The 24,974-nt window shown below is 42.6% G+C and carries 28 protein-coding genes, 9 tRNA genes and 1 pseudogene; 7 read left to right on the forward strand and 31 right to left on the reverse strand.

Features of this window, described 5'->3' with window-relative positions:
- Window positions 1–36 precede the first annotated feature (36 nt).
- Entirely contained in the window at window positions 37–1,029 is a 993-nt protein-coding gene (asnA, locus tag HMPREF3002_RS09625) for an aspartate--ammonia ligase (protein ID WP_003005888.1), read from the reverse strand.
- Between the two features lie 159 nt (window positions 1,030–1,188).
- Between asnA and HMPREF3002_RS09630 the strand changes: the two genes are divergently transcribed.
- From HMPREF3002_RS09630 to HMPREF3002_RS09645, 4 genes are read left to right on the forward strand one after another with little or no spacing between them, the layout of a single operon-like run.
- Window positions 1,189–1,866, forward strand: a complete 678-nt coding sequence (locus HMPREF3002_RS09630; RefSeq protein WP_023917411.1) for a helix-turn-helix domain-containing protein — start codon at window positions 1,189–1,191, stop codon at window positions 1,864–1,866.
- A gap of 2 nt (window positions 1,867–1,868) precedes the next feature.
- Entirely contained in the window at window positions 1,869–3,281 is a 1,413-nt protein-coding gene (locus tag HMPREF3002_RS09635; protein WP_070666501.1) for a Y-family DNA polymerase, read from the forward strand.
- Window positions 3,278–3,649 carry a hypothetical protein gene (locus HMPREF3002_RS09640; RefSeq protein WP_070666504.1) on the forward strand — a complete coding sequence of 124 codons (372 nt, stop codon included), beginning with the start codon at window positions 3,278–3,280 and terminating at the stop codon, window positions 3,647–3,649. The genes HMPREF3002_RS09635 and HMPREF3002_RS09640 overlap by 4 nt, the downstream gene beginning before the upstream one ends.
- Window positions 3,630–3,956, forward strand: coding sequence for a DUF5960 family protein (locus HMPREF3002_RS09645; protein WP_070666505.1), 327 nt, complete (start codon window positions 3,630–3,632; stop codon window positions 3,954–3,956). Before HMPREF3002_RS09640 ends, HMPREF3002_RS09645 begins: the two co-directional genes overlap by 20 nt.
- Before the next feature lie 52 nt (window positions 3,957–4,008).
- On the opposite strand, the gene HMPREF3002_RS09650 is transcribed toward HMPREF3002_RS09645, so the two are convergent.
- From HMPREF3002_RS09650 to HMPREF3002_RS09700, 11 genes are all read right to left on the reverse strand, one after another.
- Complete coding sequence (locus HMPREF3002_RS09650) at window positions 4,009–4,725, reverse strand: YebC/PmpR family DNA-binding transcriptional regulator (protein WP_003005873.1); 717 nt, start codon at window positions 4,723–4,725, stop codon at window positions 4,009–4,011.
- Between the two features lie 120 nt (window positions 4,726–4,845).
- On the reverse strand, window positions 4,846–5,943 hold the full coding sequence (locus tag HMPREF3002_RS09655; RefSeq protein ID WP_070666506.1) for a nucleotidyltransferase: 1,098 nt from the start codon (window positions 5,941–5,943) through the stop codon (window positions 4,846–4,848).
- A gap of 6 nt (window positions 5,944–5,949) precedes the next feature.
- A complete protein-coding gene (locus tag HMPREF3002_RS09660; RefSeq protein WP_305366837.1) occupies window positions 5,950–6,690 on the reverse strand; it encodes a class I SAM-dependent DNA methyltransferase in 741 nt (246 codons plus the stop codon).
- Window positions 6,691–6,990: 300 nt separating this feature from the next.
- Window positions 6,991–7,344 (reverse strand): ribosome silencing factor, encoded by a 354-nt coding sequence (gene rsfS, locus HMPREF3002_RS09665; RefSeq protein ID WP_070666510.1) that lies wholly within the window; start codon window positions 7,342–7,344, stop codon window positions 6,991–6,993.
- A 14-nt stretch (window positions 7,345–7,358) separates the two neighbouring features.
- Window positions 7,359–7,859 (reverse strand): cysteine hydrolase family protein, encoded by a 501-nt coding sequence (locus HMPREF3002_RS09670; RefSeq protein WP_070666513.1) that lies wholly within the window; start codon window positions 7,857–7,859, stop codon window positions 7,359–7,361.
- On the reverse strand, window positions 7,860–8,456 hold the full coding sequence (gene yqeK / locus HMPREF3002_RS09675) for a bis(5'-nucleosyl)-tetraphosphatase (symmetrical) YqeK (protein WP_049506414.1): 597 nt from the start codon (window positions 8,454–8,456) through the stop codon (window positions 7,860–7,862).
- Window positions 8,453–9,085 (reverse strand): nicotinate-nucleotide adenylyltransferase, encoded by a 633-nt coding sequence (locus HMPREF3002_RS09680; protein WP_003005857.1) that lies wholly within the window; start codon window positions 9,083–9,085, stop codon window positions 8,453–8,455. Before HMPREF3002_RS09680 ends, yqeK begins: the two co-directional genes overlap by 4 nt.
- Window positions 9,086–9,106: 21 nt before the next feature.
- Window positions 9,107–9,418, reverse strand: a complete 312-nt coding sequence (gene yhbY, locus HMPREF3002_RS09685) for a ribosome assembly RNA-binding protein YhbY (RefSeq protein ID WP_003005853.1) — start codon at window positions 9,416–9,418, stop codon at window positions 9,107–9,109.
- 219 nt (window positions 9,419–9,637) lie between these two features.
- The gene (gene yqeH / locus HMPREF3002_RS09690; RefSeq protein ID WP_021152736.1) at window positions 9,638–10,744 is read right to left on the reverse strand and encodes a ribosome biogenesis GTPase YqeH; all 1,107 of its coding nucleotides are present in this window, start codon (window positions 10,742–10,744) and stop codon (window positions 9,638–9,640) included.
- A gap of 2 nt (window positions 10,745–10,746) precedes the next feature.
- The gene (locus HMPREF3002_RS09695) at window positions 10,747–11,274 is read right to left on the reverse strand and encodes a YqeG family HAD IIIA-type phosphatase (protein WP_070666516.1); all 528 of its coding nucleotides are present in this window, start codon (window positions 11,272–11,274) and stop codon (window positions 10,747–10,749) included.
- Window positions 11,275–11,463: 189 nt separating this feature from the next.
- Window positions 11,464–12,153 carry a hypothetical protein gene (locus tag HMPREF3002_RS09700; RefSeq protein WP_141754505.1) on the reverse strand — a complete coding sequence of 230 codons (690 nt, stop codon included), beginning with the start codon at window positions 12,151–12,153 and terminating at the stop codon, window positions 11,464–11,466.
- 147 nt (window positions 12,154–12,300) lie between these two features.
- Between HMPREF3002_RS09700 and HMPREF3002_RS09705 the strand changes: the two genes are divergently transcribed.
- Complete coding sequence (locus tag HMPREF3002_RS09705) at window positions 12,301–12,921, forward strand: TVP38/TMEM64 family protein (protein WP_070666520.1); 621 nt, start codon at window positions 12,301–12,303, stop codon at window positions 12,919–12,921.
- 71 nt (window positions 12,922–12,992) lie between these two features.
- Here HMPREF3002_RS09705 and HMPREF3002_RS09710 read toward each other — a convergent pair whose 3' ends face one another.
- From HMPREF3002_RS09710 to rlmD, 10 genes and pseudogenes are all read right to left on the reverse strand, one after another.
- On the reverse strand, window positions 12,993–15,644 hold the full coding sequence (locus tag HMPREF3002_RS09710) for a valine--tRNA ligase (RefSeq protein ID WP_070666522.1): 2,652 nt from the start codon (window positions 15,642–15,644) through the stop codon (window positions 12,993–12,995).
- Window positions 15,645–15,657: 13 nt separating this feature from the next.
- Window positions 15,658–16,947, reverse strand: coding sequence for a hypothetical protein (locus HMPREF3002_RS09715; protein ID WP_070666525.1), 1,290 nt, complete (start codon window positions 16,945–16,947; stop codon window positions 15,658–15,660).
- Entirely contained in the window at window positions 16,935–17,519 is a 585-nt protein-coding gene (locus HMPREF3002_RS09720) for a GNAT family N-acetyltransferase (protein ID WP_070666528.1), read from the reverse strand. The genes HMPREF3002_RS09715 and HMPREF3002_RS09720 overlap by 13 nt, the downstream gene beginning before the upstream one ends.
- Window positions 17,497–18,084, reverse strand: a complete 588-nt coding sequence (locus tag HMPREF3002_RS09725) for a flavin reductase family protein (protein ID WP_070666531.1) — start codon at window positions 18,082–18,084, stop codon at window positions 17,497–17,499. Before HMPREF3002_RS09725 ends, HMPREF3002_RS09720 begins: the two co-directional genes overlap by 23 nt.
- Before the next feature lie 292 nt (window positions 18,085–18,376).
- The gene (locus HMPREF3002_RS09730; RefSeq protein ID WP_070666534.1) at window positions 18,377–18,724 is read right to left on the reverse strand and encodes a helix-hairpin-helix domain-containing protein; all 348 of its coding nucleotides are present in this window, start codon (window positions 18,722–18,724) and stop codon (window positions 18,377–18,379) included.
- Between the two features lie 180 nt (window positions 18,725–18,904).
- On the reverse strand, window positions 18,905–19,159 hold the full coding sequence (locus tag HMPREF3002_RS09735) for a DUF1912 family protein (RefSeq protein WP_070666536.1): 255 nt from the start codon (window positions 19,157–19,159) through the stop codon (window positions 18,905–18,907).
- Window positions 19,160–19,161: 2 nt separating this feature from the next.
- A complete protein-coding gene (locus HMPREF3002_RS09740; RefSeq protein WP_023917377.1) occupies window positions 19,162–20,508 on the reverse strand; it encodes a DUF438 domain-containing protein in 1,347 nt (448 codons plus the stop codon).
- Window positions 20,505–20,741, reverse strand: coding sequence for a DUF1858 domain-containing protein (locus HMPREF3002_RS09745; RefSeq protein WP_003014300.1), 237 nt, complete (start codon window positions 20,739–20,741; stop codon window positions 20,505–20,507). Before HMPREF3002_RS09745 ends, HMPREF3002_RS09740 begins: the two co-directional genes overlap by 4 nt.
- A 17-nt stretch (window positions 20,742–20,758) precedes the next feature.
- A pseudogene (locus HMPREF3002_RS09750) lies at window positions 20,759–21,198 on the reverse strand (cytidine deaminase).
- A gap of 10 nt (window positions 21,199–21,208) precedes the next feature.
- Window positions 21,209–22,561 (reverse strand): 23S rRNA (uracil(1939)-C(5))-methyltransferase RlmD, encoded by a 1,353-nt coding sequence (rlmD, locus tag HMPREF3002_RS09755; protein ID WP_023917373.1) that lies wholly within the window; start codon window positions 22,559–22,561, stop codon window positions 21,209–21,211.
- Window positions 22,562–22,598: 37 nt separating this feature from the next.
- Here rlmD and recX point away from each other — a divergent pair, with 37 nt between their 5' ends.
- Together recX and HMPREF3002_RS09765 are read left to right on the forward strand one after the other, a co-directional pair.
- Window positions 22,599–23,381, forward strand: a complete 783-nt coding sequence (recX, locus tag HMPREF3002_RS09760; protein WP_023917371.1) for a recombination regulator RecX — start codon at window positions 22,599–22,601, stop codon at window positions 23,379–23,381.
- A 95-nt stretch (window positions 23,382–23,476) separates the two neighbouring features.
- Window positions 23,477–24,010, forward strand: a complete 534-nt coding sequence (locus HMPREF3002_RS09765; RefSeq protein WP_003005798.1) for a nucleoside tri-diphosphate phosphatase — start codon at window positions 23,477–23,479, stop codon at window positions 24,008–24,010.
- 97 nt (window positions 24,011–24,107) lie between these two features.
- On the opposite strand, the gene HMPREF3002_RS09770 is transcribed toward HMPREF3002_RS09765, so the two are convergent.
- The 9 genes from HMPREF3002_RS09770 to HMPREF3002_RS09810 form a co-directional block, all read right to left on the reverse strand.
- Window positions 24,108–24,181: transfer RNA gene (locus tag HMPREF3002_RS09770), tRNA-Pro, on the reverse strand.
- A 19-nt stretch (window positions 24,182–24,200) separates the two neighbouring features.
- Window positions 24,201–24,274, reverse strand: a tRNA-Arg gene (locus tag HMPREF3002_RS09775).
- 36 nt (window positions 24,275–24,310) lie between these two features.
- Window positions 24,311–24,384 (reverse strand) — tRNA-Arg (locus HMPREF3002_RS09780).
- A gap of 19 nt (window positions 24,385–24,403) precedes the next feature.
- A tRNA-Leu gene (locus tag HMPREF3002_RS09785) sits at window positions 24,404–24,489 on the reverse strand.
- Between the two features lie 7 nt (window positions 24,490–24,496).
- Window positions 24,497–24,568, reverse strand: a tRNA-Gly gene (locus HMPREF3002_RS09790).
- Window positions 24,569–24,591: 23 nt separating this feature from the next.
- Window positions 24,592–24,664 (reverse strand) — tRNA-Thr (locus HMPREF3002_RS09795).
- A gap of 17 nt (window positions 24,665–24,681) precedes the next feature.
- A tRNA-Leu gene (locus HMPREF3002_RS09800) sits at window positions 24,682–24,763 on the reverse strand.
- Between the two features lie 6 nt (window positions 24,764–24,769).
- Window positions 24,770–24,842, reverse strand: a tRNA-Lys gene (locus HMPREF3002_RS09805).
- A gap of 24 nt (window positions 24,843–24,866) precedes the next feature.
- A tRNA-Asp gene (locus tag HMPREF3002_RS09810) sits at window positions 24,867–24,939 on the reverse strand.
- Window positions 24,940–24,974 lie beyond the last annotated feature (35 nt).

A 24,974-nucleotide genomic window follows, 5' to 3' on the forward strand; every position in this document is an offset into this window, starting at 1 on the left:
ACGAATTACCGATTTCTGTCCCACTCTCTTTCTTCCTTATAGGATATTTTCATATTCATCGCGGACAGATTGAGGCCAGACACTAGTTTGGACTTCACCGATATGTTTCTTACGAAGTAAGAACATAGCCAAACGAGATTGTCCGATCCCTCCACCAATCGTGAGTGGGAAGAGACCATTTAACAAAGCCTTGTGCCACTCTAATTGGAGACGATCCTCGTCCCCTGTAATCGCAACTTGACGGCGAAGCGTATCTTCATCGACACGGATCCCCATTGAAGACAACTCAAAGGCTGAACCTAGAACGTCATTCCAGACTAGGATATCACCATTCAAGCCCTTATAGCCATTTTCAGACTCTGTTGTCCAGTCATCGTAGTCAGGTGCACGGCCATCGTGTGGTTTGCCATCTGCAAGCTCTCCACCAATCCCGATCAAGAAAACGGCTCCGAATTCTTTGGCAATGGCATTTTCACGCTCTTTTGGAGTTAAATCTGGATAGCGTTCCACCAACTCTTCTGTGTGAACGAAGGTAATTTGTTTTGGAAGAACTGACTCAATGTCATAGCGCGCTTCTACTGCTAGTTCTGTTAAACGAATCGCCTTGTAGATTTTTTCAACCGTTTCTTTGAGGTAGGCGATATTGCGTTGACCATTTGGGATGACTTTTTCCCAGTCCCATTGGTCTACATAAACAGAGTGGATAGCGTCTAGCGAATCTTCATCTGGACGAAGAGCCTTCATATGGACAAAGAGACCTTCTCCTTCGCCAAAACCAAAACGTGCCAAGGTATGGCGTTTCCATTTTGCGAGTGAATGCACGACTTCATAAGTCTCATCAGGAATTTGAAGGACCTTTACAGATACCGGATGTTCAATCCCAGAAAGGTTATCCTGCATCCCGTCTCCTACCTTACTCAAAATTGGCCCTTGGACTTCAATGATATCCAATTTATCTTTTAAATACTGCGTAAACGTCGTTTTAACAAACGAAATTTCTTTTTGTTGGTGGATAAAACTTTTTTTCATATAGTTCCTCATTTATAGACATTTTAGAATTGATTATACTCCTTTTTCAATCAAAATCAAGTCTTTTCATTCGTTTTCAACTGAATTTTTCTCTTGCAAAAAGGATTCATTTTTGATAAACTATATGTAACTTTTAAAACGTTACATAGGAGAAGCGACATGTTTGATGCAAAAAAACTAAAAGAAAGACGCCTGGAAAAAGGCTTGACCCAAGCAGATGTCTACGAGGATCTCAAGATTTCTCGCAAGACATACTCCAGTTGGGAGAATGGCTTAGCGGAGCCACACGAAAAAAATCTCAGGAGGTTGGCCAAGCGCCTCTCCGTTAAAGAGGACTACTTTATTAACAAAGACTCCGCACTCTACACCTACCCTTTATTAACCCCACCTCATCAAATGAAAGTCGACCAGTTGGCCAGCCAGTTATTGGAACAGCAGCAAAAAGTTGTCTCCTTGACAGCTTATAAGGTTCTTTCGATTGAGCTGGCAGCCGGTTTGGGACACACCTTTTATGACAACGAAACGGACTATGAAACCGTCTATTTTGACCAAGAGATCCAGCATGACTTTGCTTCTTGGGTATCCGGAAATTCGATGGAACCTCTCTACCCCAATGGCTCTGTTGCCCTCATGAAGCAAACTGGATTTGATTACGATGGGGCGGTCTATGCCATCATCTGGAATGGAAAAACCTACATCAAGAAAGTCTATCGGGAAGCGGAAGGCTTGCGCTTAGAATCCATCAACCCTGACTACGATGATTTATTTGCTCCCTATGAAGACGAGCCCAAAATCGTCGGCATTGTGGTCGGGCATTTTCTTCCACTCGAGGTTTAAATATGCTATTTGATTATTCACGTGAGCCTCATTCTGATATTGCTTTTGTGGATATGAAAAGTTTTTATGCTAGCTGTGAATGTGTCCGTCTGGGGCTCAACCCCTTGACGACTTCCCTTTGCGTCATGAGTCGAAGCGACAATTCTGCTGGCCTGATTTTGGCGAGCTCTCCCGTTTTCAAACAAGTCTTTGGCAAGAAGAATGTCAGCCGTAGCTACGACCTACCTTTTGACCTCAAAACCAGAAAATTTAATAGCTACGTCGCCCAAAAGCAAGGATTGCCCACAGATCCAGCCTTTATTGCATCCATTGAATCCTGGGCCAAGAGGACTCTGATTGTCCCTCCACGGATGAATGCCTATATTCAAGTCAATATGGAGATTCAGAAGGTCTTTCAGGAATTTGCGGCACCAGATGATATTTTCCCTTACTCGATTGACGAAGGCTTTATCGATCTGACTTCTTCCTTAAATTATTTTATTCCAGATCCCTCCCTCTCTCGAAAGGAAAAACTGGATCTCCTTTCTGCCAGGATCCAAAAAAGGATCTGGCAGGAAACTGGCATCTACTCTACCATCGGCCTCAGCAATGCCAATCCCCTTCTTGCCAAGCTAGCCTTGGACAATGAAGCCAAGCATTGCCGAAATATGCGCTCCAATTGGTCTTATGAAGATGTAGAAAGTAAGGTCTGGAAACTGCCCCATCTCACTGATTTTTGGGGCATTGGACGTCGTACTGAAAAGCGATTGCAAAAGATCGGGATCACGTCGATTGCCGAACTGGCTCAGGCTCATCCAGATCTCTTAAAGAAAGAATTCGGAGTCATAGGCCTTCAACTGTGGTTCCATGCTCATGGCATTGATGAAAGCAATGTCCACAAACCTTATCGTCCGAAATCGCGAGGCATTGGTAACTCTCAAATCTTGCCCTATGACTACCATCTACAAACTGACATTGAACTGGTATTTCGGGAGATGGCTGAACAGGTGGCTATTCGCTTGCGACGGAAAAAAAAGAAGACCCAGCTGATCTCCATTCATGCCTCCTACTCCAAAATCGAGGGGCTTCCGTCCATTCACTGCCAGCAAAAGATTGAGCCTACCCAATCCACCAAGGTTTTATCCGATACGGTTCTGCGGCTCTTTCGCTCCAAGTACGAAGGAGGCGCCATTCGGCAGATTGGTGTTTTTTATGGAGAACTTGTCGAGGAGTCTCTTCAACTCTTTTCTCTCTTTGATGACCCAGTAGCCCTGGAAAAAGAGGAGAAACTTCAGCATACGATTGACCGCATTCGGGACCAATTTGGCTTCACCTCTCTTCAGAAAGGCTCCTCACTACTAGAAAACTCACGCGCCATTGCACGCAGTAAACTAACAGGCGGACATTCCGCAGGAGGCTTAGATGGATTAACATGATCGACCGTTCTTATCTCCCTTATCAATCCGCCCGCGAATTTCAAGATCGTGGCATGGCCAAATGGGCTGGCTTCTTTTTATCCGAGCACACAACTGCCCTGCATACAAAAGAAATTGACCGCAGTCAGCTCACAATTCTTCCACTTGCTGAACAGATCCAGCTCCTGGAGCAGGCCTTTCAACAACAAACGACGATTTCGATCACAACTCTAGAGGGGAATCAATTTGCAACCTACACAGGTTCGATTCACACCTTATCTGCTTCTGAGGTTCTTCTCAAAAGCGATGGCCACTATCACCGTCTGCTCGTAGACTCTATCATTTTTATTGAATCTGAGGAAACATCCTATGAAACCTATTCAGACTAAACACGAATTACAATTTGATTATTTTTCGGAGAATTACCACCAATTTGAGATAGAGTTTTACAAGTGGGCAGCTACTTCTACACCGCTCGTCTTTTTAGAAGATGATATTCTCCACTCCATGGCAGCAGGCCAGCGAAATTACTTTCGTCTTCACCACACCAAAAGTCGGGATCATCGAGACCATTATTTCTATTTTAAAGTTTCCACACTCTCCCAATCACCCCTGACCCGTATTTACGCTTATACAGGACATCACTTACAAAAGATAGATCCTCCTCAGACAGAGAAAAAGGATAGCTTGATCTAAGAAGCTATCCTTTTTCTTGATTTATGGGATTCACTACAGTCCTTACGAGTGATTAGAATCCATCTACGTTTGTGTAGATTTTTTGTACGTCTTCGTCATCTTCAAGAACGCTGTAAAGTTTTTCAAATGTTTCCAAATCTTCACCTGACAACTCAACTTCTGATTGAGGAATCATTTCCAATTCAGTTACTTGGAATTCTTCGACACCTGATTCACGCAAAGCAACGATCGCTTTGTGAAGATCAGTTGGAGCAGTGTAGACTGTGATCGTTCCTTCTTCTGCTTCGACATCATCTACATCAACATCTGCTTCAAGCAAAAGTTCAAAGATCGCATCGGCATCATCACCAGCAAAGACGATAACACCTTTGTTGTCAAAGAGGTAAGATACAGAACCGGAAGCTCCCATGTTCCCACCGTTTTTACCAAAAGCAGCACGGACATTGGCAGCTGTACGGTTAACGTTTGAAGTCAAAGTATCAACGATCAACATCGAACCATTTGGTCCAAATCCTTCGTAACGTCCTTCTGTAAAGGTTTCGTCAGTGTTTCCTTTTGCCTTATCGATCGCTTTATCAATTACGTGTTTTGGCACTTGCGCTTGTTTCGCACGGTCAATAACGAATCTCAAAGCAGTATTTAGTTCTGGATCTGGTTCACCCTTTTTAGCAGCTACATAGATCTCCACACCAAATTTGGCATATACTTTTGAGTTGGCACCATCTTTGGCAGTTTTCTTGGCAACAATATTGGCCCATTTACGTCCCATGAGGATTCTCCTTAAATTTTTTCAAATTATTTTCAATCTTTTATATTATATCACAAATCACAAGACTTGGAAGAGTTTTTTGCGTATCCTTCCAATTGTAGTTGCTCGACTATTCACCCTTTATTGATCTTCCACTCTCACTGGCACCCGACCCCAGATCTGCTCTGGCAATTGGGGATGGCCTAGTTGATACACCTGATCGGCTTGCTGGGTCAAGTCTTCCCAAGGTTCCTTACCGATTCGAGTCACGATTTCTACTGATTTTTTCAAGCCTTTGAGGTGAGCTTGTCCCTTTGCGGAAAATCCTAAGACATGAATGGCATCGGGAAGAGCTTGATCCATCGCCCCTACCAAGATGTAGGTCAAGATGCGGCGCACACGTGCCTTGGTATAGCGCTTGGTTGCGACTTTCTCCACCAGGTCTTCCACAGAGCTAGCACTTCGAACCGCATCCTTTATCCGATGGGCCAGTTCTTCATTGACTTGAAAAATCTGTGACAGATCTGGATGGGTTAAGATTTGATAACGGAGCAGTTGGTCATAATCCTCCCAAGATACCTGTGGAGCCGACTGAAAGAGTTGGCTATTAGGCATGAATCTAGCGACAAAGTCCTGATCTTCCTTGTGTAAGCGTAGACTAGTGGCAGAAGCATAAACTACCTCTTTTTCTTCCGAATGGTAGCCTGCTCCCTGGCGTTGAATAGGCTTGAGCACAATCCCCTTCCCAGCACAAGCTTTGGCATAGGCCAATCCCAGGATATGATTGGGAGTATCTCCTGTGAACTCCACTCCAGCAAAGGTTTCCCACATTTTTTGGGTCTTTTGTGGATAGGATAAATCTTCTGGAAGACTTCGCAGGAAAGCTTCCATTTCCGCTTCTTTCTCCGAATAAACAGTCGCAATCGCTTGGTAATCTAAGACCGCTTCTGTCCCAAAGGTCAATTGGTCGATTCCCAGACGGGATAAGATTTCTAACGCTCCCTTGGCAAAATGATCAGCCGACTGAACAGCCACGAGAAAGGGGAGCTCGACCACTAGATCCGCTCCATTTTCCAGAGCCATCTGCGCCCGTGTCCACTTGTCTACAATGGCAGGCTCGCCACGTTGAACAAAATTTCCGGACATGGCCACAATCTTCAGCCCCTCTGCCTGTTCCAGCAGGTACTTGTGTCCATTATGAAAGGGATTAAATTCTGCAATAATTCCTGTAACTGTCATGCTGTCCTACTTCTGTGCTACGAAGAACCAACGTTTGCTGGTCTTTGTTGGCGCCTTATCTTCAAAATCTGCATACAATTTAAAAGATTTAAAGCCAGCCTGCTCCAATAAAATGTCATAGGTTAAAACTTCATAGGTGCGTTCCTCATGAACTTCATCGTGCCGACTAAAGGAACCATCTTCTTCTTGCACAAAGAAGGTCAGCTCATGGACGATCGAGTGAGGGGCTGCATCCTCATAGGTATCCCAGAGCATGGCAAAGTCTTCTGCATTTTCGTGGTAAGAGTAGCCTGGGAACACCTCATCCGTTTGATAGGTCGAATGGACATCAAAGATAAAGACTCCGTCCTCATTGAGGGCATTATACACTTCTTTAAAGACATCTCCTACTTCCACCTCGTCCTGCATATAGCAGATAGAATCCGAGTAGCAGGTCACGAAATCATAAGTGCCTGCTTGCGAGAGATCCAACATATTCCCCTCGATAAAATCAATCTTCTGCTTGGCTGAAGCAGCTCTTTTTTCAGAAATTATCAGCATGTCCGCACTCAGGTCTAATCCTGTCACATCAAAACCAGCTTGGGAAAAGCGGACAGACTGGATCCCTGTCCCACAAGCCAATTCCAGTAATTTTTTCCGCTCCTTGCTTTTAGGAAGATGCCGGAGGGAAAAATCCGTCCACAAGTCATACAGACTATCATCCATGACCGCATCGTAGACCGCCGCAAACATTTCATAAGTCGCCATATTCATGATACCAAGTCCGCCCGTAATCCGATAGAAAATTAGGGGAGTGAGACAGAACGAGTTTTCAAAAAAATTCGTTCGTTGTCTCACCCCCGCAAGGCTGATTAGGTACTCTTCCGAGCTTAAAAAGCGAATGAAGAGTCCAATCAGCTACTGCGTCAAACAATAAATTTTAAAGTTAACAATTTGACATAGTCCTATCTATTTCCCGAGGAGTACAGGACGGGTTCAAATCCTTTCTTTCCATAGAATTTCAATTTAACCAACAAAACTCAGTTGCTACCAACTGAGTTTACCTGCTTATGCTAGGACTGCCGAAAGATCGACAGCACTTGCTTCGTGCCATAGCTTTTCTAGGTTATAGTGGGCACGCATTTCTTCTGAGAAGACATGGACCACCACACTACCTAAGTCAAGAAGAACCCAACCTCCAGCTGAATCACCTTCGACGTGGCTGGCATTGCAACCAGCTTCAACGACCTTCTCGCGAATATTTTCAGCGATAGCCTCCAATTGACGGCTATTCATAGAGCTTGCGATGACAAAGTAATCTGTCACACTGGTTAAGCTTTGAACATCCAAAGCTACAATGTCCTCTGCACGCTTTTCATCTGCTGCTTTGACAATTAGTTCAAGTAGTTCTTTTTCTTTCATGTAATCCTCTTTCCTTAAAAAATTGATTTGTAATCTAAGACATCCGCAAAACGTTCTGCCCAAATATTTTCATAAAATTCATTAAGCGTTTCTGCCGGAATATCCTCTCCATCAAAGGTTGTGACAGCTCCTTCTGGAATGACCAGCTTGTAGCCGTATTCAAACCCCACTTTGACGGATGTATCGACACAATATTCTGTCTGCATACCACACAGGACCAGTTGTTCAATCCCTTGTTGATCCAAGTATTCTTTTAATCCTGTCTCTTTAAATATGCTATTGTATCGCTTCTGAAATACCTTTTCATTCTCCTGTCTTTTCAACAGAGGCGATAATTGCCAATCTTCCGAAGTTAAAGCCTCAGGCGTTTCAATATGCTGCATGTAGATAATTTCAATCTGCTCTTTTCTAGCCTGATCTTGCAAATAAGCGATCTTCTCTAAGAGCTTTTCTGTCTCAAAACCTGTTTCCACTAAGATATTTTGTACATCAATAATGATAAAAGCTGTCTTCACTCACTGCTCCTCTTTCAAATACTTCACAAAGGCATTATAGGTTTCAAGGGTTTGGGGATAAATGGGCAATCCTTGGTGGGCTAGGTGTTCGACCGTGCGAGCCGTCTCATAGGCCACGGCACGATCCAAGGAGACTTGGGCGATGTCACGTGCTTGATCTACCCCTGGAAAGGTCCGGTTGTGCTCAATGTAATCTGCCACATAGACAATCTTGTCTAAGGTTGACATCTGTCCACTCCCCACGGTGTGAATCTCAATACTGCGAAGAATGGCTGGATCTGTCAGTCCGAGATCTTCTTGGATCTTGTAAATCCCAACCATCCCATGCCAGACATTATTGCCCCAGTTTTTTAACGCTGGATCCAGCTCATAGCGATCAATCAAGTCCAGAAATTCCTGATCTGATAATTTTTTGGCGTAGTCATGTAACAAACCTGCTAGGCCAGCCTGCTCTTCATCAGCCCCATAGCGTTTGGCCAAGTCACGCGCAGCCTTCTCAACTCCTAAACAGTGAGTTAGCCGCTTTTCTGGCAGGATTTGACGCATTTTTTCAAGCAAGACCTCACGAGAAAAGCCTAGATAGTTTTCATAGGTCATTGATACAATCCTTCTTTCTTGATGTAGTCCAAGACTGGTTTTGGCAACATAAAATTTGGCGTCCGGCCTTTGGCTACAAAATCACGCACCATACTAGAGGAGATGTCCATGAGAGGAACATCCACCCAGATCACCGGATAAGAAGTTCCTGCCTTATAGCGTGGTCGCTGTACCCCGACAAATTGTACAATCTCCACCAATTCATCGATGCGGTGCCATTTTGGTAAATAATCTACCATATCTGCACCAATAATGAAGTAATAATCTGTGTCTGGATCCCGTTCATTGAGCAAGAGCATGGTGTCGTAGGTATAGGAAATTCCTTTACGTTCGAGCTCGATCGTCTCGATCTCCAGACCTTCAATGCCTTCAATGGCTAATTCCAGCATCTCAAGGCGATGGTGCTCTGCAATCGTCCCCTTGGCATCGACATGCGGTGGCTCATACTCAGGCATCAAGAGCACCTTATCTAACCCTAATTGTTGGCGCACTTGATCCGCAACGACCAAATGGGCATTGTGGACCGGATTGAAATTTCCACCCAAAATACCAACTTGTTTGCGTTTCTTGTCTTTGATCTCTGGCTCTAACTCTACCTTGGTAAAGGGAGTCAATAGTTCAATTGCCATAGGTTTGCTCTCCTCGATGTCTTAAATTTCTTTTACCTTCGCTGAAATTTTACGATTTTCTTTTTTGCTCGATTGTTTAAATAAGATGAGAATCCGACCAATCTTTTGGACCGTTTCCACACCGATTTCCTCTTCCAAGATTTCTGCTACTTCATGGATATTCTCATCCGTATTTTGAAGAAGGGTCACCTTGATCAGTTCACGCGCATCTAGCGCTTGGCGCACACTGGTTTTGATTTGGTCATTGAGCCCGTTTTTCCCGATTTGGATAATGGGTTTGAGACTGTGGGCTTGGCTGTTGAGGAAAGCCCGTTGTTTAGATGTTAATGTCATATTTTTTTCATTGTTTCTTTTTTGATACTTTTCTGATGTGGTGGCGGTCGTCAGCGACCTCCTAACGGAGTTCCATGACTTAAATTTGAGCCTAAAGTCTCAAATTTTCCGCGCCTAAGTAGTAAAATATCTACTTAGGCTTTCACCACAGCGAAAAGTATCCTTTCTAGGCTCGTTGCACTCGCCCAGTCTACAAAGAAACTATTTCCTTTCAAATTTTTAAATAATAGCTTTGCGGGTAACGACGGCAACGCCTTCTGGTGCCCAGACGGCTACTTTGGCTTCACCATTGACGCGGATCCAACCGAGTCCTGAGATAACGAGGTCAGTCTTGTCCTTGATGGTAAACTCATGGGAAATCAAAGGCGGGAATTCTTCTTTTTCCTTGCTGTTAGGAGGGGTTAGTAAGCCACCGACATGCTTGTCATAAAAAGCGGTCGCGCCTTCTAGCTTGGTTCGGTGAAGCTTGAGTTCGTTGTCAAAGAAGGCAGTGAACCCTTGCTTTTCTCCCTTGATAAAGTCAAAACGTCCTAGACCACCCAAGAAAAGGGTTTGCTCTGGATTGAGCTGGTAAGTCTTGGGTTTGATTTCCTTTTTAGGGCTGACATACTTGAGGTTTTTCGCCGTCAAGTAATGAGCCATCTGGTGGCGATGGATAATCCCTGGCGTATCGTAGATGTAGGATCCATCGTCCAATGGAATTTCGATCTTATCCAGTGTCGTCCCTGGGAAGCGAGAGGTCGTGATGATATCCTTATCCCCAGTGATTTCTTGGATAATTGCATTGATGAGGGTCGATTTCCCTACGTTGGTCACACCCACCACATAGACGTCACGGCCTTTGCGGTACTGCTCAATCTTTTCCATCAAGTCCTTGATCGCGCTCTTGTTTTGGGCAGAGGTGAGGACCACATCAACAGGACGCATGCCTTCTTCGTGGGCTCGCTCCATCAACCAGTGGGTCACCTTGCTATCCTTGACAGACTTGGGCAAGATGTCTTTTTTGTTTCCGACCAAGAGGACATCATTTCCTGTTACAAAGCGAGGTAAGCCAGGAATGACGGAGCCATTAAAGTCAAAAATATCGACTACATTGACCACGAGTGCATCACTATCTCCTACCTCGTGAAGGAGCTTTAGAAAATCATCATCTGTCAGATGCACATCTGTGATTTCATTGTAGTGACGCAGACGGAAACAGCGTTGGCAATAGACTTCGCCTGTTTCCAGGCCCTTTTCAAGAGCTGATTGGGGAGTATAGCCTAGCCCCTCTTTGTTTTCAGTCTGAATGGGGGCTCCACAGCCAATACAGAATAATTCTTCCATTCTTAAATTCCTTTTTTGTATACAATCGGACCATATTTTTCGGCCATTTGCTTCATGACTCGGCGTTCACGCGCCCGGTTTATCTGGGTCTTGATGGAGTCATGCTCAACCAAAGGCTTGACCAAAATCGAGCGAATGCCTGCACGATGGGCAGCCCGGATATCCGTCATCAGTTGATCCCCGACCATGACCACTTCATTTTTCTCATAGTGGAAACGTTTGAGGGCCCGATTAATCCCAAAAGTAAAGGGCTTAAGCGACCAGGCTTCATAGTCAATATCAAATTTCTCAACCGCACGCTTGACCCGTTTGGGACTATTATTAGACACCACGATAACCCGAATCCCTCCATCACGAAGGTCATGCAACCACTGGCGCATCTCAGGAGTTCCATCCGGATTATTCCAAGCAATCAAGGTGTTATCCAAATCCACAAGGACCGCCTTAATACCCTGTTTTTTCAAGTCTGTAACGGTGAGATCATAGGCTGCTTCCACCGCAAAATCTGGTTTGTAATTTTCGATTGACACGTTTTTCTCCAAACATTCGTATTCTCTCCATTATAGCATAAAATGGGGTTTTTCGCACGGATGACTTGATTTCAAGATAGAGGTCGGCGGTCATATATGTGAATGCAAAATCTCTTCACTTTTTTTCTAATACAAAAGAACTTCCCCAAATGGAAAGTTCTTTTGTATTAGAGTGGAGAGCCGTTTTATTCACAATTTAGACTTTTTTCCATTCTTTTCTTCCTGCGAATTCTTATAATATATGAATTGAAGGTCGCTAACAATACTAGTAGCACCTACTTTTTCTTCTCTTTCGATATGAAGCACTTTAGAAAATTTCTGAAAATCACTTTCTTCAACACTTGGTGCAATACGAATATCTACAGATTGCCAACTATCATCTTTCACTTCATATCCAACCAAAACAATCACAAAGTCATTTCCAACCTGCTGTCGACCTGATAGCAACATGGATGCTTTTCCAAACAACGCATCATAATATGTTGGATTAGATACTGCAAATAGGATAATATCTTGTCTTTTTAATTTTCCATCAACACTGGCTATGGGAATTTTATCAATATTCTCAATCATAGGTAAAACGGTGTCACGTTTTAACCCTTCAAAACTCCATTCATTGTTATAATCTGATTTCGGATTCATGATTTTATCATAACTGTATAGATACTCCGCTCCCATACAAAGAAAGAATAAGACAAAAGGAATACAAGTAACAATCAGGACACGTTTTTTATTTCCTGCTAAGAGATCAAACATGACATAACTGAAATAAATTAATAACCCCCAGGAAAGTGTATTTTGATTGATGAAAGTATCTCGCACATTAGTAAAAGCTATTTCCCATAATTTCTGATGGTATAAATTTATATATTCTTCCACTACATCCTCCTCTAATATCTATGATGCTAATTCGAGCCTCAATTACATCATTATACCATCTTTTAAGGCTTTCATCACCTCCATCACCAGAGCTTACAAATAGACAAAAAAATGGTATAGTAGAAGAAAAAAATACACGGAAGAGTTATGATAACAAAAGAAAAAAAATTGAGGGAGGTCTCTCCTCTTCTCCAGCGCATCATTAATTGGTCGTCCATCATTGGAGCTCTTGGGACCTTGGCCTTTTGTATCTGGGCCTACTTTGCTGGCATCCTTCAATCCAAAGAAACCTTGTCAGCTTTTATTCTCCAAGCAGGCATCTTTGGACCACCTCTCTTTATCTTTCTTCAGATCCTTCAAACAGTGGTCCCTATTATTCCTGGCGCCCTGACATCTGTCGCTGGTGTCTTTATCTATGGCCACATCATTGGTACCATCTACAACTACATCGGGATAGTGATTGGCTGTGCCATTATCTTCCACCTAGCCAGAATGTACGGGCCTAAGTTCGTCCAATCTATGGTCAGTCAGAAGACCTACGACAAGTACATTGGCTGGCTCAATGAAGGCAAGCGGTTCGATCGCTTCTTTATCTTCATGATGATCTGGCCGGTTAGTCCCGCTGACTTCATCTGTATGCTGGCAGGTCTGACGAAGATGACCTTCAAACGCTACATGACCATCATCATCCTCTGCAAACCTATCACCCTCGTCATCTACACTTACGGTCTCACCTATATCATCGATTATTTCTGGAAAATGGTCTAAAAATAGGTTACTTAAACTTTTTCTCTTACAGAATCATACAAAAAACACGGCATTCCACCGTGTTTCTGTGTTTATTTAACGAGTTTCTTCATCTCATCAATCCGTGCTACGGTCGCATCGTATTTCGCTTGGTAATCTTCTTGTTTGTCGCGTTCTTTTTGGACGACTTCTGGTTTGGCATTGGCTACGAAGCGTTCGTTAGAGAGCTTCTTACCGACCATATCCAGTTCTTTTTGCCATTTGGCTAATTCTTTTTCAAGACGAGCCAATTCTTCTTCAACATTGAGAAGATCAGCGAGTGGCAAGTAGATTTCTGCGCCTGTGATAATGCTTGACATAACCAAATCAGGTACCTCTACATCTGCTGCAATTTCCAAGTGTTCTGGGTTTGTGAAGCGTTTGATGTAGTTGACGTTATCATTGAAGAAGGTATCGAGCTTGCTGTCGCTTGTCTTGATCAAGATAGTGATTGGCTTACTTGGCGCTACGTTCACTTCTGCACGTGAGTTACGAACGGAGCGAATCACATCTTTAAGAGCTTCTACACCAGCTGCTGCTTCTTCATTTTCAAACTCTGGACGAACCACTGGGTATTCCGCAGTCACGATCGTTCCTTCAGAGATTTGGCCATAAATTTCTTCAGTCACAAATGGCATGATTGGGTGAAGGAGACGCAAGATTTGATCCAAGGTGTAAAGAAGAACTGAACGAGTAATGACTTTTTCGTCCTCGTTATCACTGTAAAGCACTTCCTTAGTCAACTCAACATACCAGTCCGCAAACTCGTCCCAGATGAAGTTGTAGAGGATGTGACCAGCCACACCAAACTCAAACTTATCGAAGTTTTCAGTGACCTTACCGATCGTTTCGTTGAGGTTGTGGAGAATCCAGCGGTCTGTCACGTTACCTGCTTGACCAGTAGCCACTTTAGCCACATTTTCACGAGCCACATCCAAGGTCAACCCTTCATTGTTCATAAGGATATAGCGAGAGATGTTCCAGATCTTGTTAATGAAGTTCCATGACGCATCCATTTTCTCGTAAGAGAAACGCACGTCTTGCCCTGGTGCAGAACCGTTTGAAAGGAACCAACGAAGGGCATCGGCACCGTATTTCTCGATAACATCCATTGGGTCAATCCCGTTACCGAGTGACTTAGACATCTTGCGTCCTTGCTCGTCACGAATGAGACCGTGAATCAGAACGTTTTGGAATGGCTGACGGCCTGTGAATTCCAATGATTGGAAGATCATACGAGATACCCAGAAGAAGATGATGTCGTATCCTGTTACCAAGGTTGATGTAGGGAAGTAACGTTTGAAGTCTTCTGAGTCGACATCCGGCCAGCCCATAGTTGAGAATGGCCAAAGGGCTGAACTAAACCACGTATCCAAGACATCTTCGTCTTGTTTCCATCCGTCACCTTCTGGTGCTTCTTCACCAACGTACATTTCACCCTCAGCATTGTACCAAGCAGGGATTTGGTGACCCCACCAGAGCTGACGTGAGATTACCCAGTCATGGACATTTTCCATCCATTGGAGGAAAGTGTCGTTGAAACGAGGTGGGTAGAATTCTACCTTATCGTCTGTGTCTTGGTTGGCAATGGCATTCTTAGCCAATTGATCCATCTTCACGAACCATTGCGTAGACAAACGTGGCTCAACCATAACCCCTGTACGCTCTGAGTGACCAACTGAGTGGGTCATCTTCTCAATCTTAACAAGGGCACCAATTTCTTCTAACTTCTTGATAACAGCCTTACGAGCTTCAAAGCGGTCCATGCCGTTGAATTCGCCAGCCAATTCATTCATGGTACCATCATCGTTCATAACGTTGACTTGCGGAAGATTATGACGTTGACCAACCAAGAAGTCATTAGGATCGTGGGCAGGAGTGATCTTCACCACACCAGTACCAAATTCAGGGTCTGCGTGTTCGTCTCCAACGATTGGGATTGGCTTGTTCAAGATTGGCAAGATAACATTTTGACCAATCAAGTCTTTATAACGATCATCATTTGGGTTAACCGCTACGGCAGTATCCCCAAACATAGTCTCAGGACGTGTCGTTGCTACTTCAAGGGCACGTGAACCGTCTTCCAACATGTAGTTCATGTGGTAGAAGGCACCTTCTACATCTTTGTGAATAACCTCGATATCAGAAAGGGCTGTACGGGCTTTCGGATCCCAGTTGATGATAAATTCACCACGGTAGATCCAGCCCTTCTTGTAAAGCTCTACAAAGACCTTACGAACCGCTTTTGACAACCCTTCATCAAGGGTAAAACGCTCACGAGAGTAGTCTACAGAGAGCCCCATCTTGCCCCATTGTTCCTTGATAGTAGTGGCATACTCGTCTTTCCATTCCCAAACTTTTTCAAGGAATTTTTCACGACCCAGGTCATAACGAGAGATGCCGTCCTCAGCCAAACGCGCTTCAACTTTGGCTTGAGTGGCAATACCTGCATGGTCCATACCAGGGAGCCAAAGCGTATCAAAACCTTGCATACGTTTTTGACGGATGATGATATCTTGCAAAGTTGTATCCCAAGCATGACCAAGGTGAAGTTTCCCAGTTACGTTTGGTGGTGGAATAACGATTGAATAAGGCTTAGCCTTTTTATCGCCAGAAGGTTTGAAAACATCTTCGTCAAGCCATTTTTGGTAACGACCAGCCTCAACCTCGGCTGGATTATATTTAGGTGAAAGTTCTTTAGACATGTGTGTTCTCCTTTTATTCTGTTAAATAATAATATTTACCGTCTTTTGATATTATTTTAGTTTCTTTTTCGAGTAAATTCTCAGTTGTATTTTTTATGTCAAGTGAATTGTCTAATTGTTTATTAATTTTTGAAATTATAGGTTCAGGTACTCCATTATATCTCAAATCATTGAAAACCATTGCAGGGAGCCCGAACGCAAATGCCTCAAGTCCTTGCTTAACATACCTCTTTTTCTTTAGATCAATTTCAAATTGTTTGATCTTGCTCTTATGCCAATTAACTAGCTGATTTCTGGCCCCGGTAGATTGTTTTATATAATTATTAAAAGATGAATAACAATATTCAGAAGATGTCATCCCCATATTCAGTAAGTAGACTAAACGTCCAATTTCTTCTAAAATTGAAAGTAAATATTGCTGATAAGTTATTAGTTTATCAAATTCATAAGTGTTCTCTTTATATTGTTCAAAATCATTACTCGTATTCTTAGAAACTAGATGTTCAATTGATAAATTAACCTGTTGTAGTAGTTCAGTGGCTTCATCCTCGTGTCGACTTAGATTGTCTAGTGTTCGTTTTCTTATTTCTTCATTTTCAATGATCTCCGCATTAAACTGAGAAATTTTCCCTACTTTGCTAATCAAAGCTAAAATTCTAGCTTTAAACTCCATTTGTTGAAAGTCAGCTATCTTATCCAGGTTTCCAAGCATCTTTTCCATTTTATCATTGATTTCAGACATATAATATTGTCCTACAACCAACGAAGCTACATTCATTACAGTCGCAGTTGTATCAGCCATTGAACTAAGGTCTCTAGCATTATCAATTTTAACTGGCACTAGATTTGCTTGACCAGCAAGCTGACCATTCACACTATATCCACCCCTAAAAGCTCCAGCTAAATCTTTGGACTTATAAAGTTTTGCTCCTTCTGGAATAATGATCTGATAGAGCTTTGTATTTTCTATTTCTTTTATATGCTCAACAACTTTTTTATCAGCGAACTGCTTGTAGCCATTAACTATTTGGGGAACTAACTTATTAAGTCTATTGATAACAATTTCGTCAGAAATCTCATGTACTTTGTCCTCTTCAACACTTACGTCTTCTGGCAAAATCTCAAATATAGGCATTAGAGATAAAAAATTACTATTACTTTCCGATATTTCAGAATTTTTCGCAGGAGCCACTTCTTTAGAAATATCAGAAGTAACTTTTTTCTTTTTACGAGTTTTATAAAAATAATAAACTAAAAATCCAAAACTTAAAGTAATAATCCAATCTACAATTATTTTTTCCACTCAAAATCACCTATTGAATCTTCCCACTCACTCTTCAGCAAGCCATATATCAGACTGTCACAGCGGTTACCTTGAGCATCTTTACGGTCTCTTATGCGTGCTTCAAGGGTGAAACCAAGCTTCTCAGCAACTCGTTGACTTTGGACATTGTAGCTAAAGCAAGACAATTCTACCTTATGAAGCCCTAGTTCTTTAAAAGCCAGGTCAATCAAGGTACGCGCTGCTTCGGGTACATAACCCCGGCCCCAATAGTCTGGGTGCAAGGTATAGCCAATCTCCAGCACATCGTCTTCGTGGCGATGGTTGAAGTCAACAGAGCCAATGATTTTATCGGTTCCTTTGACCACAATGCCGTAACCAGCTGGAAGATTTTCTTTTTGATTGCGATCGGGAAGAATATGCTCTAGGTAATATATCTCATCTTCCAAGGTCTTGACGGGTGGAAAACCTGCTGGGTAAGAGACTTCTGGAAGACTAGCGTAAGCATGGATGTCCTCAGCATCCGCCACTGTACGGACTCGTAAGACCAGACGCTCCGTTTCGATTCGTTCAGGTAATGTTGCTCTTGTCATTCTTCTTCCTCGCTTTCTTAATAAAGCTTCCCATGGGGTCGACTCGGTTATCTAGATAACGGTAAACGCGCTGATGGCCGTCCCCCATAAAGTAAGTCGGCGCAAAACGGTCATTTTTAAAATGCCCCTTGTCATCTAAGAGCTCTGGAGCAGCCAGTCGTTCGAGAATCTTGGCAAAAATATGACAGATGCCATCTTCCTCAATAATCCGATCCACCTGGCAATCCAAAACGACTGGACAAGCTTCTAAAATCGGAGCCTGAGTCCGTTCAGAAATCTCGTAGTCTAGCCCTAGGTGTTCCAACTTCTCCCGATGGCTGATAAAGCCAGCCTGCTCCATCTGGAGCATGAGATTTTCGTCAGGGATGTTCACGCTGAACTGTTGATAATGCTTAATCTGGTCAGCCGCATTTTCCTCAGCACCAACACCGATGACCAGCCAATCTCCCAAGCTATAAGAGGAACTGCAAGTCGTGATATTGTACCCAAAGTTCTGGTCCTGATACCCCAAGATGAAAATCGGAAAGCCATAGTAGAGTTTACTAGTGTTAAAAGATTGTTTCATGACAAGCTCCTTCAGCCAGGGTTGCAAAAAGAAAAATCGCCCCTGTCATCAATCTGACAGGGACGAATGTATTAATCCGCGGTACCACCCAATTTCGGGCAGATGCCCGCATCTCTCGTCTTTAAAACAAAAAGACTATTTAATATTTCATTTTCATCCATTAGCAACCAGTTTTGACACATTTGTGGACTTCTCAGTACCGCCACTTTCTGTAAAATGTGGGATTCAAAACACCTCTAATAGGTTCATTTTAGCAAGTTTTCCTGGAAATAGCAAGAAATCATAAAAGCGATTATTTAAATTTAACGCCTAGTTCTTTCAATTTCTTGATTGTAGCTGGACCGATTCCTTTCAAAGCAAGGAGTTCTTTTTCTGTCCAGTTTGCGAAGTCTGCAACAGAGCGAATACCTTCATCATAGAATGTTTGCGCACGATCAAGTGCCACACCTTCCAAACTTGCAGCAAATTCTTCCACTGAAGAAGCCGCTTGTTTCACTTCTTTCGCCACTGCTTTTGTAGCTTTTTCTACCTTTTTAGGTGCTTCTTTCATAGCTGCAGTTACAGTTGCGACAGTTTTTTTCAAAAGATGTCTATTTTGATGTTTGTATTGTTTCGCACGGTTTACGTTCTTCTTTGCCATTTTTCCTCCTAAATTCAGTGATCAATTCCTAAGGCAACAAGGTTTCATCACCATAATTCCATTCAAAAATCCGTTGATGTCATTTCAACTTTTTTATTGTATCACAATCCCCTAAAAAATCAAGTCATTGCTCAATTTTCAGGTAAATCTAGCTAGTTAAACGCCTTCAATAAGGTATTTTTAATATTTTCTTTCACCAAAGAGGCCATCTGGTAAATCATGAAATCCTTTTCCAGTATGGAAATTTTCAAACTTCCCTTGCAAGAACTGATAAGCGTCCAAACGGCTTTCATAGCGAATCATAGCGATTTTAGCTCGTTCATCCTGATCTTCATCAAAAACCTTCTTACTTTCTTCGAGAGCCATTTCATTGATCATGACTTGAGTCTTGATCCACTCCTCAAACTCCTTCATAAACTCTGTTTCGTAACTCATCTTTACTCCATTCCTCTATAAAAATCCGTATCGATCTCCCGATAAGGTTGAATGTCCTGAACATATTCCAAGACACCTTGAAAGTCTCCAGCTTCATCACGCACGGCTGCATAGGTGACATGGACAAATTTCCCACGCGATTCTGATTTGAACCACATTTCATACTTGTCTTTTTTCCCTTCACGAAGCCCTTGCATGATGGCTTTGACCTTATCCAAATATTTCGGTGGGTGACACAGCTCAACATTGCGTCCTACCTGCGATGGCGTCCTCTTAAAAATCATTTCCTCAAAAGGCGCAGCATCATTGTAATATTGGAAAATATCATCCTTATTGACAAAGGTGATCTCCATTGGTAACTGGTTCAAGATTAAATTCGCTTGCTCCACTGACAAATAGCCATTACCAAACGGTTGAGGTTGCTTGCGATCGAAGCTCTCTTCTTTTTTCTTAGGCGTGAAAGTAATCGTCAACTGCCCCTCAGGAGTCTCAATGACCTGACGGTGCTCATCGCCTTTTAAAGAAGGAATCGATTCAGTTGAACCTTCTGACTCTTCAGACGCTTCCTCCTTGAAGTCCACGCGTTTCGGCACCCATTTCTCACTTGGGAGAATAATGGCATAACCATAAGCATCACTTTCTTCTGCAATGGAGAGCCAGTCATCCTGGGTAAAGGCCTCCAGCAAAATCATCAAGAGGATCGACTCTTCCTTGAAGATCATGCCCTCAAACTCTTGCGCAAAGGCTTCAAAGAGCTCTTTGACTTCTAAGATACTAGAATCCGGTAATTTCTTGGCCGCATCCAAAACTTTCGCAAAGAGTTCCCGAATCTGGTCATCCACTCCCCACATCACTTTTGGCGGGGAATCATGCCCATATTTTTCCATAATCGGAAACATCAACTCTTCCTTACGACGGTAATGCCGGTCAAATTGACCCACCAAGCCCAGCTGACGTAACAAGCCCTTATGAATCTCCTGAATCATCTCAGGATCCTCAGTCGTCTCATAATTATCTAGCAAGCGGCGTACCCGCATCATAGCTGCACGAAGGGCTAAGTTCTCCTGTTTAAAGATTTGAACCGGATGACCTGGATGGTCGGTATCTGCTACTTCGACCCCTTGAACAGCATTCTTAAAGAGATTGGCATGGACATCACAAAGCTCCATCACATCTTCAAAAGTAACACCTGCATCTGAATTCATTAGTTCATGCTCCATAAGAGAGATCTCAATCGCAGAAACCCCTGCAAAGGTCGCATCAAAGCGCTCCTGAACAGACTCAGGAGAAGCTCCATGATGAAGCTCTAATAAGATATCTCTTAAGACGTGAATTCGTTCATCACTCATTGGTCTAGCCCCACTACTTCATAGCCATTAGCCTCTAGTGTTCTCACAATCTTCTCCATAGGAGTACCTTCTAATTTTGATCCTTGTTTCAAGGAAACCTTGCGCCCAACTGTATTGCGCATGATCGGATTGGCTAAGGGTTTAAAGCCCAACTCCACCAACAAATCCAATACTTCCGGATGTTGATCAATAACTTGAGCAACTGGAATTGATACATCAATAACATTGTCCATTTATTTATTTCCTCTACTTATTCCCTTTTTTCTCTCTGACGAGCCCGTTCTTCGCCCCACCAAAGAGGCATCAATTTTCACCTAAAGTAATGGTCTTGCGGCTCTCATAATCCACCATAAATTCTAGATGACGATTCTCTGCATTTAGCTCAAGGAGAAATTCACGACAGGCTCCACAAGGCATCCCTGAGCCTTCTCCATAAGGAGGCTTGTCTCGAAAAGCAATAATGCGCTTGACCTTGGTCTGGCCTGATTGTTGATACATGTTGAAGAGTGCTGCTCGTTCGGCACATAAATGAAAGACGCCACAGGTTCCTTCCATACAAAAGCCCGTAAAAATCTGACCATCTGCAGCCTCAACAGCAGCAACCACATGTCGAGCATAGACAAAATCTGAAACCTCTTGAGGCGCATAAAGAGCTTTCGCCTCAAGATAAAGTTTTTCCCAAATATCCATTCTTCTTCTTTCACTTCTTCACTAATTTCACAACTGCTTCTGTCCGTGCAGTATGGGGAAACATATCCACTGATTGAATGTATTCAACCTGATAAACCTTCGTCAAAGCTACTAGATCCCGTGCCAAAGTAGAGACATTACAAGAGACATAGACCATCTTTTCAGGTGCATACTGCAACAAGGTCTCGATTAATTTTGTACCCAAGCCCGTACGAGGTGGATCCACGATCACAGCATTAGCCCGATAGCCTTCTTGGTACCAGCGAGGAATGATCTCTTCGGCTGTACCAGCCTCATAGTGGGTATTCTCAAATCCCATCCGTTTAGCATTGTATTTGGCATCTTCAATCGCTTCAGGAATGATATCCATCCCCCGAACACTTTTCACTCTATTAGCAAAAGCAAACCCAATCGTTCCAACCCCACAGTAGGCATCAATTAGATGATCCTCTGAAGAAACATCTAGAGCCTTGACCGCCTCACTATACAATACTTCAGTTTGTTCCGGATTCAACTGGTAAAAGGCTCGAGGAGATAGGGAGAATTCATAATCCAAAACACCTTCCAAAATGGCCTCTTCTCCCCAAATAATCTGCGTTTGTTCACCATAAATCTCACTGGAACGAGACGTATTTTTGTTAACAGCAACTGTGACAATCTCAGGGTGTTTCGTGACCAAGTCTTGCACCAAATTGTTTAGATTAACCTGACGACTAGTGACCACAATGATCTGAACTTGACCAGACTTCCGCGCCCGTCGAACCATCATGGTTCTGACACCCAGTTCTTTACGCTCATCAGCAATCGGAATCTGATAATAGGTCAATAAATCCGTTAGATCGTTGGCGATAGCTTGAATAACCGGGTCTTGAACCAAACAATCCTTTAATTCCACCAAATAATGTGAATTTTGAGCATAGAGGCCCGCCTTCACCTGGCCCTTGAATTTCCTAGTTTGAAATTGCAATTTTGCACGATAGTAAAGAGGCTCCTGCATTCCGATTGTCGGCCGAATATCATACTGTTCAAATCCTTCAGGTGAGAACTTCTTCAAGGCCTGTTGTAATAAATCTGTCTTAAACTCCAGCTGCTTATCATACTTCAAATGCATGATTTGACAGCCACCACAGGTCTCATAGATATCACACATGGGCGTCACACGAAACTTAGACGCCTTATTCACAGATAGGAGTTTGGCTTCCGCAAAATTTTTCTTGACACTTGTAATTTGACAGAAGATATCTTCTCCCTTCAAAGCGCCTGGCACAAAGACAAGTGTTTTTTTATAAAAGCCAATCCCTTCTCCGTTAATTCCCATTCGTTTAATTTTCAAAGGAATTTTTTGTTTTACTTTAACGTTCATATCCCTATCTTAACACATTTTTCGGTATAATAAAAACATGAAAATTACAAAACTAGAAAAGAAAAAAAGACTCTACCTCCTGGAATTAGACAATGATCAAAAACTTTATATTACAGAAGACACCATCGTCAAATATTTCCTTTCCAAAGATAAAGAAATTAGTGAAGAAGAACTAAAGGAAATCCAAGAGTTTGCTCAATACTCCTATGGTAAAAACCTGGCCCTTTACCATCTTTCTTTTAAAGCTCGGACAACAAAAGAAGTCAGAGACTACCTGACAAAGTATGAGATTGAAAGTGGCATTATTGATAAAGTGGTCCAACACCTAAAAGAAGACAAGTGGTTAGATGATCGTCAATATGCAAGAAACATGATAGAGGCCAACCTTCTCAGTGGCGATAAGGGCCCTCTCTTATTACAACAAAAAATTCAACAAAAAGGGGTCCCAAAATCTATCCTTCAAGAAATTCTTGCAGACTATGATTTTTCAGAAGTGATCGACCGTACCGCAATAAAACTCCTAAAAAAATACCAAGGAAAATATCCGTTAAAAGCCATTGAAACGAAAATCATCCAAGCACTCATTTCAAAAGGTTTTGCTTACAATCAAGCAAAGATAGCATTCCAAAATCTCGAGCTCGAAACAGATGAAGAAACAACCAATGAGCTCATTCTAAAAGAGTTAGAAAAACAATACCGTAAATACAGTAAAAAATATGAAGGCTATGACCTCAAACAACGCTTGACTCAGGCACTAGCCAGAAAAGGCTACGACTATAGTGATATAACGTCAGCCATAAGAGAATACTTAGATTCATAAACCAAATTGAAAATTAAATAGAAAAATAAGAAAAAATTTGAAAAAATATGATACAATATAGAGGATATACTTAGATTGTAGAAAGTTGGTAAGTTATGAAACTACCTAAAGAAGGCGACTTTATTACAATTCAAAGTTATAAACATGATGGCAGTTTACACCGAACATGGCGTGACACCATGGTATTAAAGATAACCGAAAATGCAATTATTGGAGTAAATGATCATACACTAGTTACTGAAAGTGATGGTAGACGTTGGATTACACGTGAACCAGCGATCGTATATTTCCATAAAAAATATTGGTTTAACATCATCGCCATGATCCGTGACAATGGTGTGTCTTACTACTGTAACCTAGCAAGTCCTTTTCACATTGACCAAGAAGCCTTAAAATATATCGACTATGATCTCGATGTCAAAGTCTTTACCAATGGTGAAAAAAAATTGTTAGATGTTGAAGAATATGAACAGCATAAAGAAAAAATGCACTATTCAGATGACATCGACTTTATTTTAAAGGAAAATGTTAAGGTTCTAGTAGATTGGATAAACCAAAACAAAGGACCCTTTTCTGAGGAATATATCAAAATTTGGTATAACCGTTATGTTGAACTGCGAAATAAATAAAGTTGGAAAGAGCGCAAGCTCTTTTTTCTTGTAAATTAATAAAAAAATAACTACAAAAAAAGTCTAATGACAACCATTAGACTTTTTCGATACACTATCGGGAAGACAGGATTCGAACCTGCGACACCTTGGTCCCAAACCAAGTACTCTACCAAGCTGAGCTACTTCCCGATCTAAAGCTACCGCTTTATGCACCCTAGAGGAGTCGAACCTCTAACCGCCTGATTCGTAGTCAGGTACTCTATCCAGTTGAGCTAAGGGTGCTCGTTCCTATTCAATTATTACATAGCCTTGCGACCATGCACCCTAGAGGAGTCGAACCTCTAACCGCCTGATTCGTAGTCAGGTACTCTATCCAGTTGAGCTAAGGGTGCTTCTTTCAACCTTTGTCTATGCCGAGGACCGGAATCGAACCGGTACGATCGTTACCAATCGCAGGATTTTAAGTCCTGTGCGTCTGCCAGTTCCGCCACCCCGGCCTCCTCAAGCGAACGACGGGATTCGAACCCGCGACCCCCACCTTGGCAAGGTGGTGTTCTACCACTGAACTACGTTCGCATTGCTTTCTTTATATAAAAAAATGCCGGCTACATGACTTGAACACGCGACCCTCTGATTACAAATCAGATGCTCTACCAACTGAGCTAAGCCGGCTCATTATTATTCTTCTATGCGGGTTAAGGGACTTGAACCCCCACGCCGTAAAGCGCCAGATCCTAAATCTGGTGCGTCTGCCAATTCCGCCAAACCCGCAAAATATGACCCGTACTGGGCTCGAACCAGTGACCCATTGATTAAAAGTCAATTGCTCTACCAACTGAGCTAACGAGTCTTAAAATAATTTTCATTATTTTAACGGTCCCGACGGGAATCGAACCCGCGATCTTCGCCGTGACAGGGCGACGTGATAACCGCTACACTACGGGACCTATGGGAGTTAACGGGATCGAACCGCTGACCCTCT

It is taken from the genome of Streptococcus sp. HMSC065E03 (genome assembly GCF_001815045.1).
In the GTDB taxonomy this organism is placed as follows: Bacteria; Bacillota; Bacilli; order Lactobacillales; family Streptococcaceae; genus Streptococcus; species Streptococcus parasanguinis_AD.

What these genes read in the sequence shown, in the direction of transcription:
- asnA (WP_003005888.1), bottom strand. Translation starts at nt 1,029, where the DNA reads ATGAAAAAAAGTTTTATCCACCAACAAAAAGAAATTTCGTTTGTTAAA.
- HMPREF3002_RS09630 (WP_023917411.1), top strand. Translation starts at nt 1,189, where the DNA reads ATGTTTGATGCAAAAAAACTAAAAGAAAGACGCCTGGAAAAAGGCTTG.
- HMPREF3002_RS09635 (WP_070666501.1), top strand. Translation starts at nt 1,869, where the DNA reads ATGCTATTTGATTATTCACGTGAGCCTCATTCTGATATTGCTTTTGTG.
- HMPREF3002_RS09640 (WP_070666504.1), top strand. Translation starts at nt 3,278, where the DNA reads ATGATCGACCGTTCTTATCTCCCTTATCAATCCGCCCGCGAATTTCAA.
- HMPREF3002_RS09645 (WP_070666505.1), top strand. Translation starts at nt 3,630, where the DNA reads ATGAAACCTATTCAGACTAAACACGAATTACAATTTGATTATTTTTCG.
- HMPREF3002_RS09650 (WP_003005873.1), bottom strand. Translation starts at nt 4,725, where the DNA reads ATGGGACGTAAATGGGCCAATATTGTTGCCAAGAAAACTGCCAAAGAT.
- HMPREF3002_RS09655 (WP_070666506.1), bottom strand. Translation starts at nt 5,943, where the DNA reads ATGACAGTTACAGGAATTATTGCAGAATTTAATCCCTTTCATAATGGA.
- HMPREF3002_RS09660 (WP_305366837.1), bottom strand. Translation starts at nt 6,690, where the DNA reads ATGGCGACTTATGAAATGTTTGCGGCGGTCTACGATGCGGTCATGGAT.
- rsfS (WP_070666510.1), bottom strand. Translation starts at nt 7,344, where the DNA reads ATGAAAGAAAAAGAACTACTTGAACTAATTGTCAAAGCAGCAGATGAA.
- yqeK (WP_049506414.1), bottom strand. Translation starts at nt 8,456, where the DNA reads ATGACCTATGAAAACTATCTAGGCTTTTCTCGTGAGGTCTTGCTTGAA.
- HMPREF3002_RS09680 (WP_003005857.1), bottom strand. Translation starts at nt 9,085, where the DNA reads ATGGCAATTGAACTATTGACTCCCTTTACCAAGGTAGAGTTAGAGCCA.
- yhbY (WP_003005853.1), bottom strand. Translation starts at nt 9,418, where the DNA reads ATGACATTAACATCTAAACAACGGGCTTTCCTCAACAGCCAAGCCCAC.
- yqeH (WP_021152736.1), bottom strand. Translation starts at nt 10,744, where the DNA reads ATGGAAGAATTATTCTGTATTGGCTGTGGAGCCCCCATTCAGACTGAA.
- HMPREF3002_RS09705 (WP_070666520.1), top strand. Translation starts at nt 12,301, where the DNA reads ATGATAACAAAAGAAAAAAAATTGAGGGAGGTCTCTCCTCTTCTCCAG.
- HMPREF3002_RS09710 (WP_070666522.1), bottom strand. Translation starts at nt 15,644, where the DNA reads ATGTCTAAAGAACTTTCACCTAAATATAATCCAGCCGAGGTTGAGGCT.
- HMPREF3002_RS09720 (WP_070666528.1), bottom strand. Translation starts at nt 17,519, where the DNA reads ATGACAAGAGCAACATTACCTGAACGAATCGAAACGGAGCGTCTGGTC.
- HMPREF3002_RS09725 (WP_070666531.1), bottom strand. Translation starts at nt 18,084, where the DNA reads ATGAAACAATCTTTTAACACTAGTAAACTCTACTATGGCTTTCCGATT.
- HMPREF3002_RS09730 (WP_070666534.1), bottom strand. Translation starts at nt 18,724, where the DNA reads ATGGCAAAGAAGAACGTAAACCGTGCGAAACAATACAAACATCAAAAT.
- HMPREF3002_RS09735 (WP_070666536.1), bottom strand. Translation starts at nt 19,159, where the DNA reads ATGAGTTACGAAACAGAGTTTATGAAGGAGTTTGAGGAGTGGATCAAG.
- HMPREF3002_RS09740 (WP_023917377.1), bottom strand. Translation starts at nt 20,508, where the DNA reads ATGAGTGATGAACGAATTCACGTCTTAAGAGATATCTTATTAGAGCTT.
- HMPREF3002_RS09745 (WP_003014300.1), bottom strand. Translation starts at nt 20,741, where the DNA reads ATGGACAATGTTATTGATGTATCAATTCCAGTTGCTCAAGTTATTGAT.
- rlmD (WP_023917373.1), bottom strand. Translation starts at nt 22,561, where the DNA reads ATGAACGTTAAAGTAAAACAAAAAATTCCTTTGAAAATTAAACGAATG.
- recX (WP_023917371.1), top strand. Translation starts at nt 22,599, where the DNA reads ATGAAAATTACAAAACTAGAAAAGAAAAAAAGACTCTACCTCCTGGAA.
- HMPREF3002_RS09765 (WP_003005798.1), top strand. Translation starts at nt 23,477, where the DNA reads ATGAAACTACCTAAAGAAGGCGACTTTATTACAATTCAAAGTTATAAA.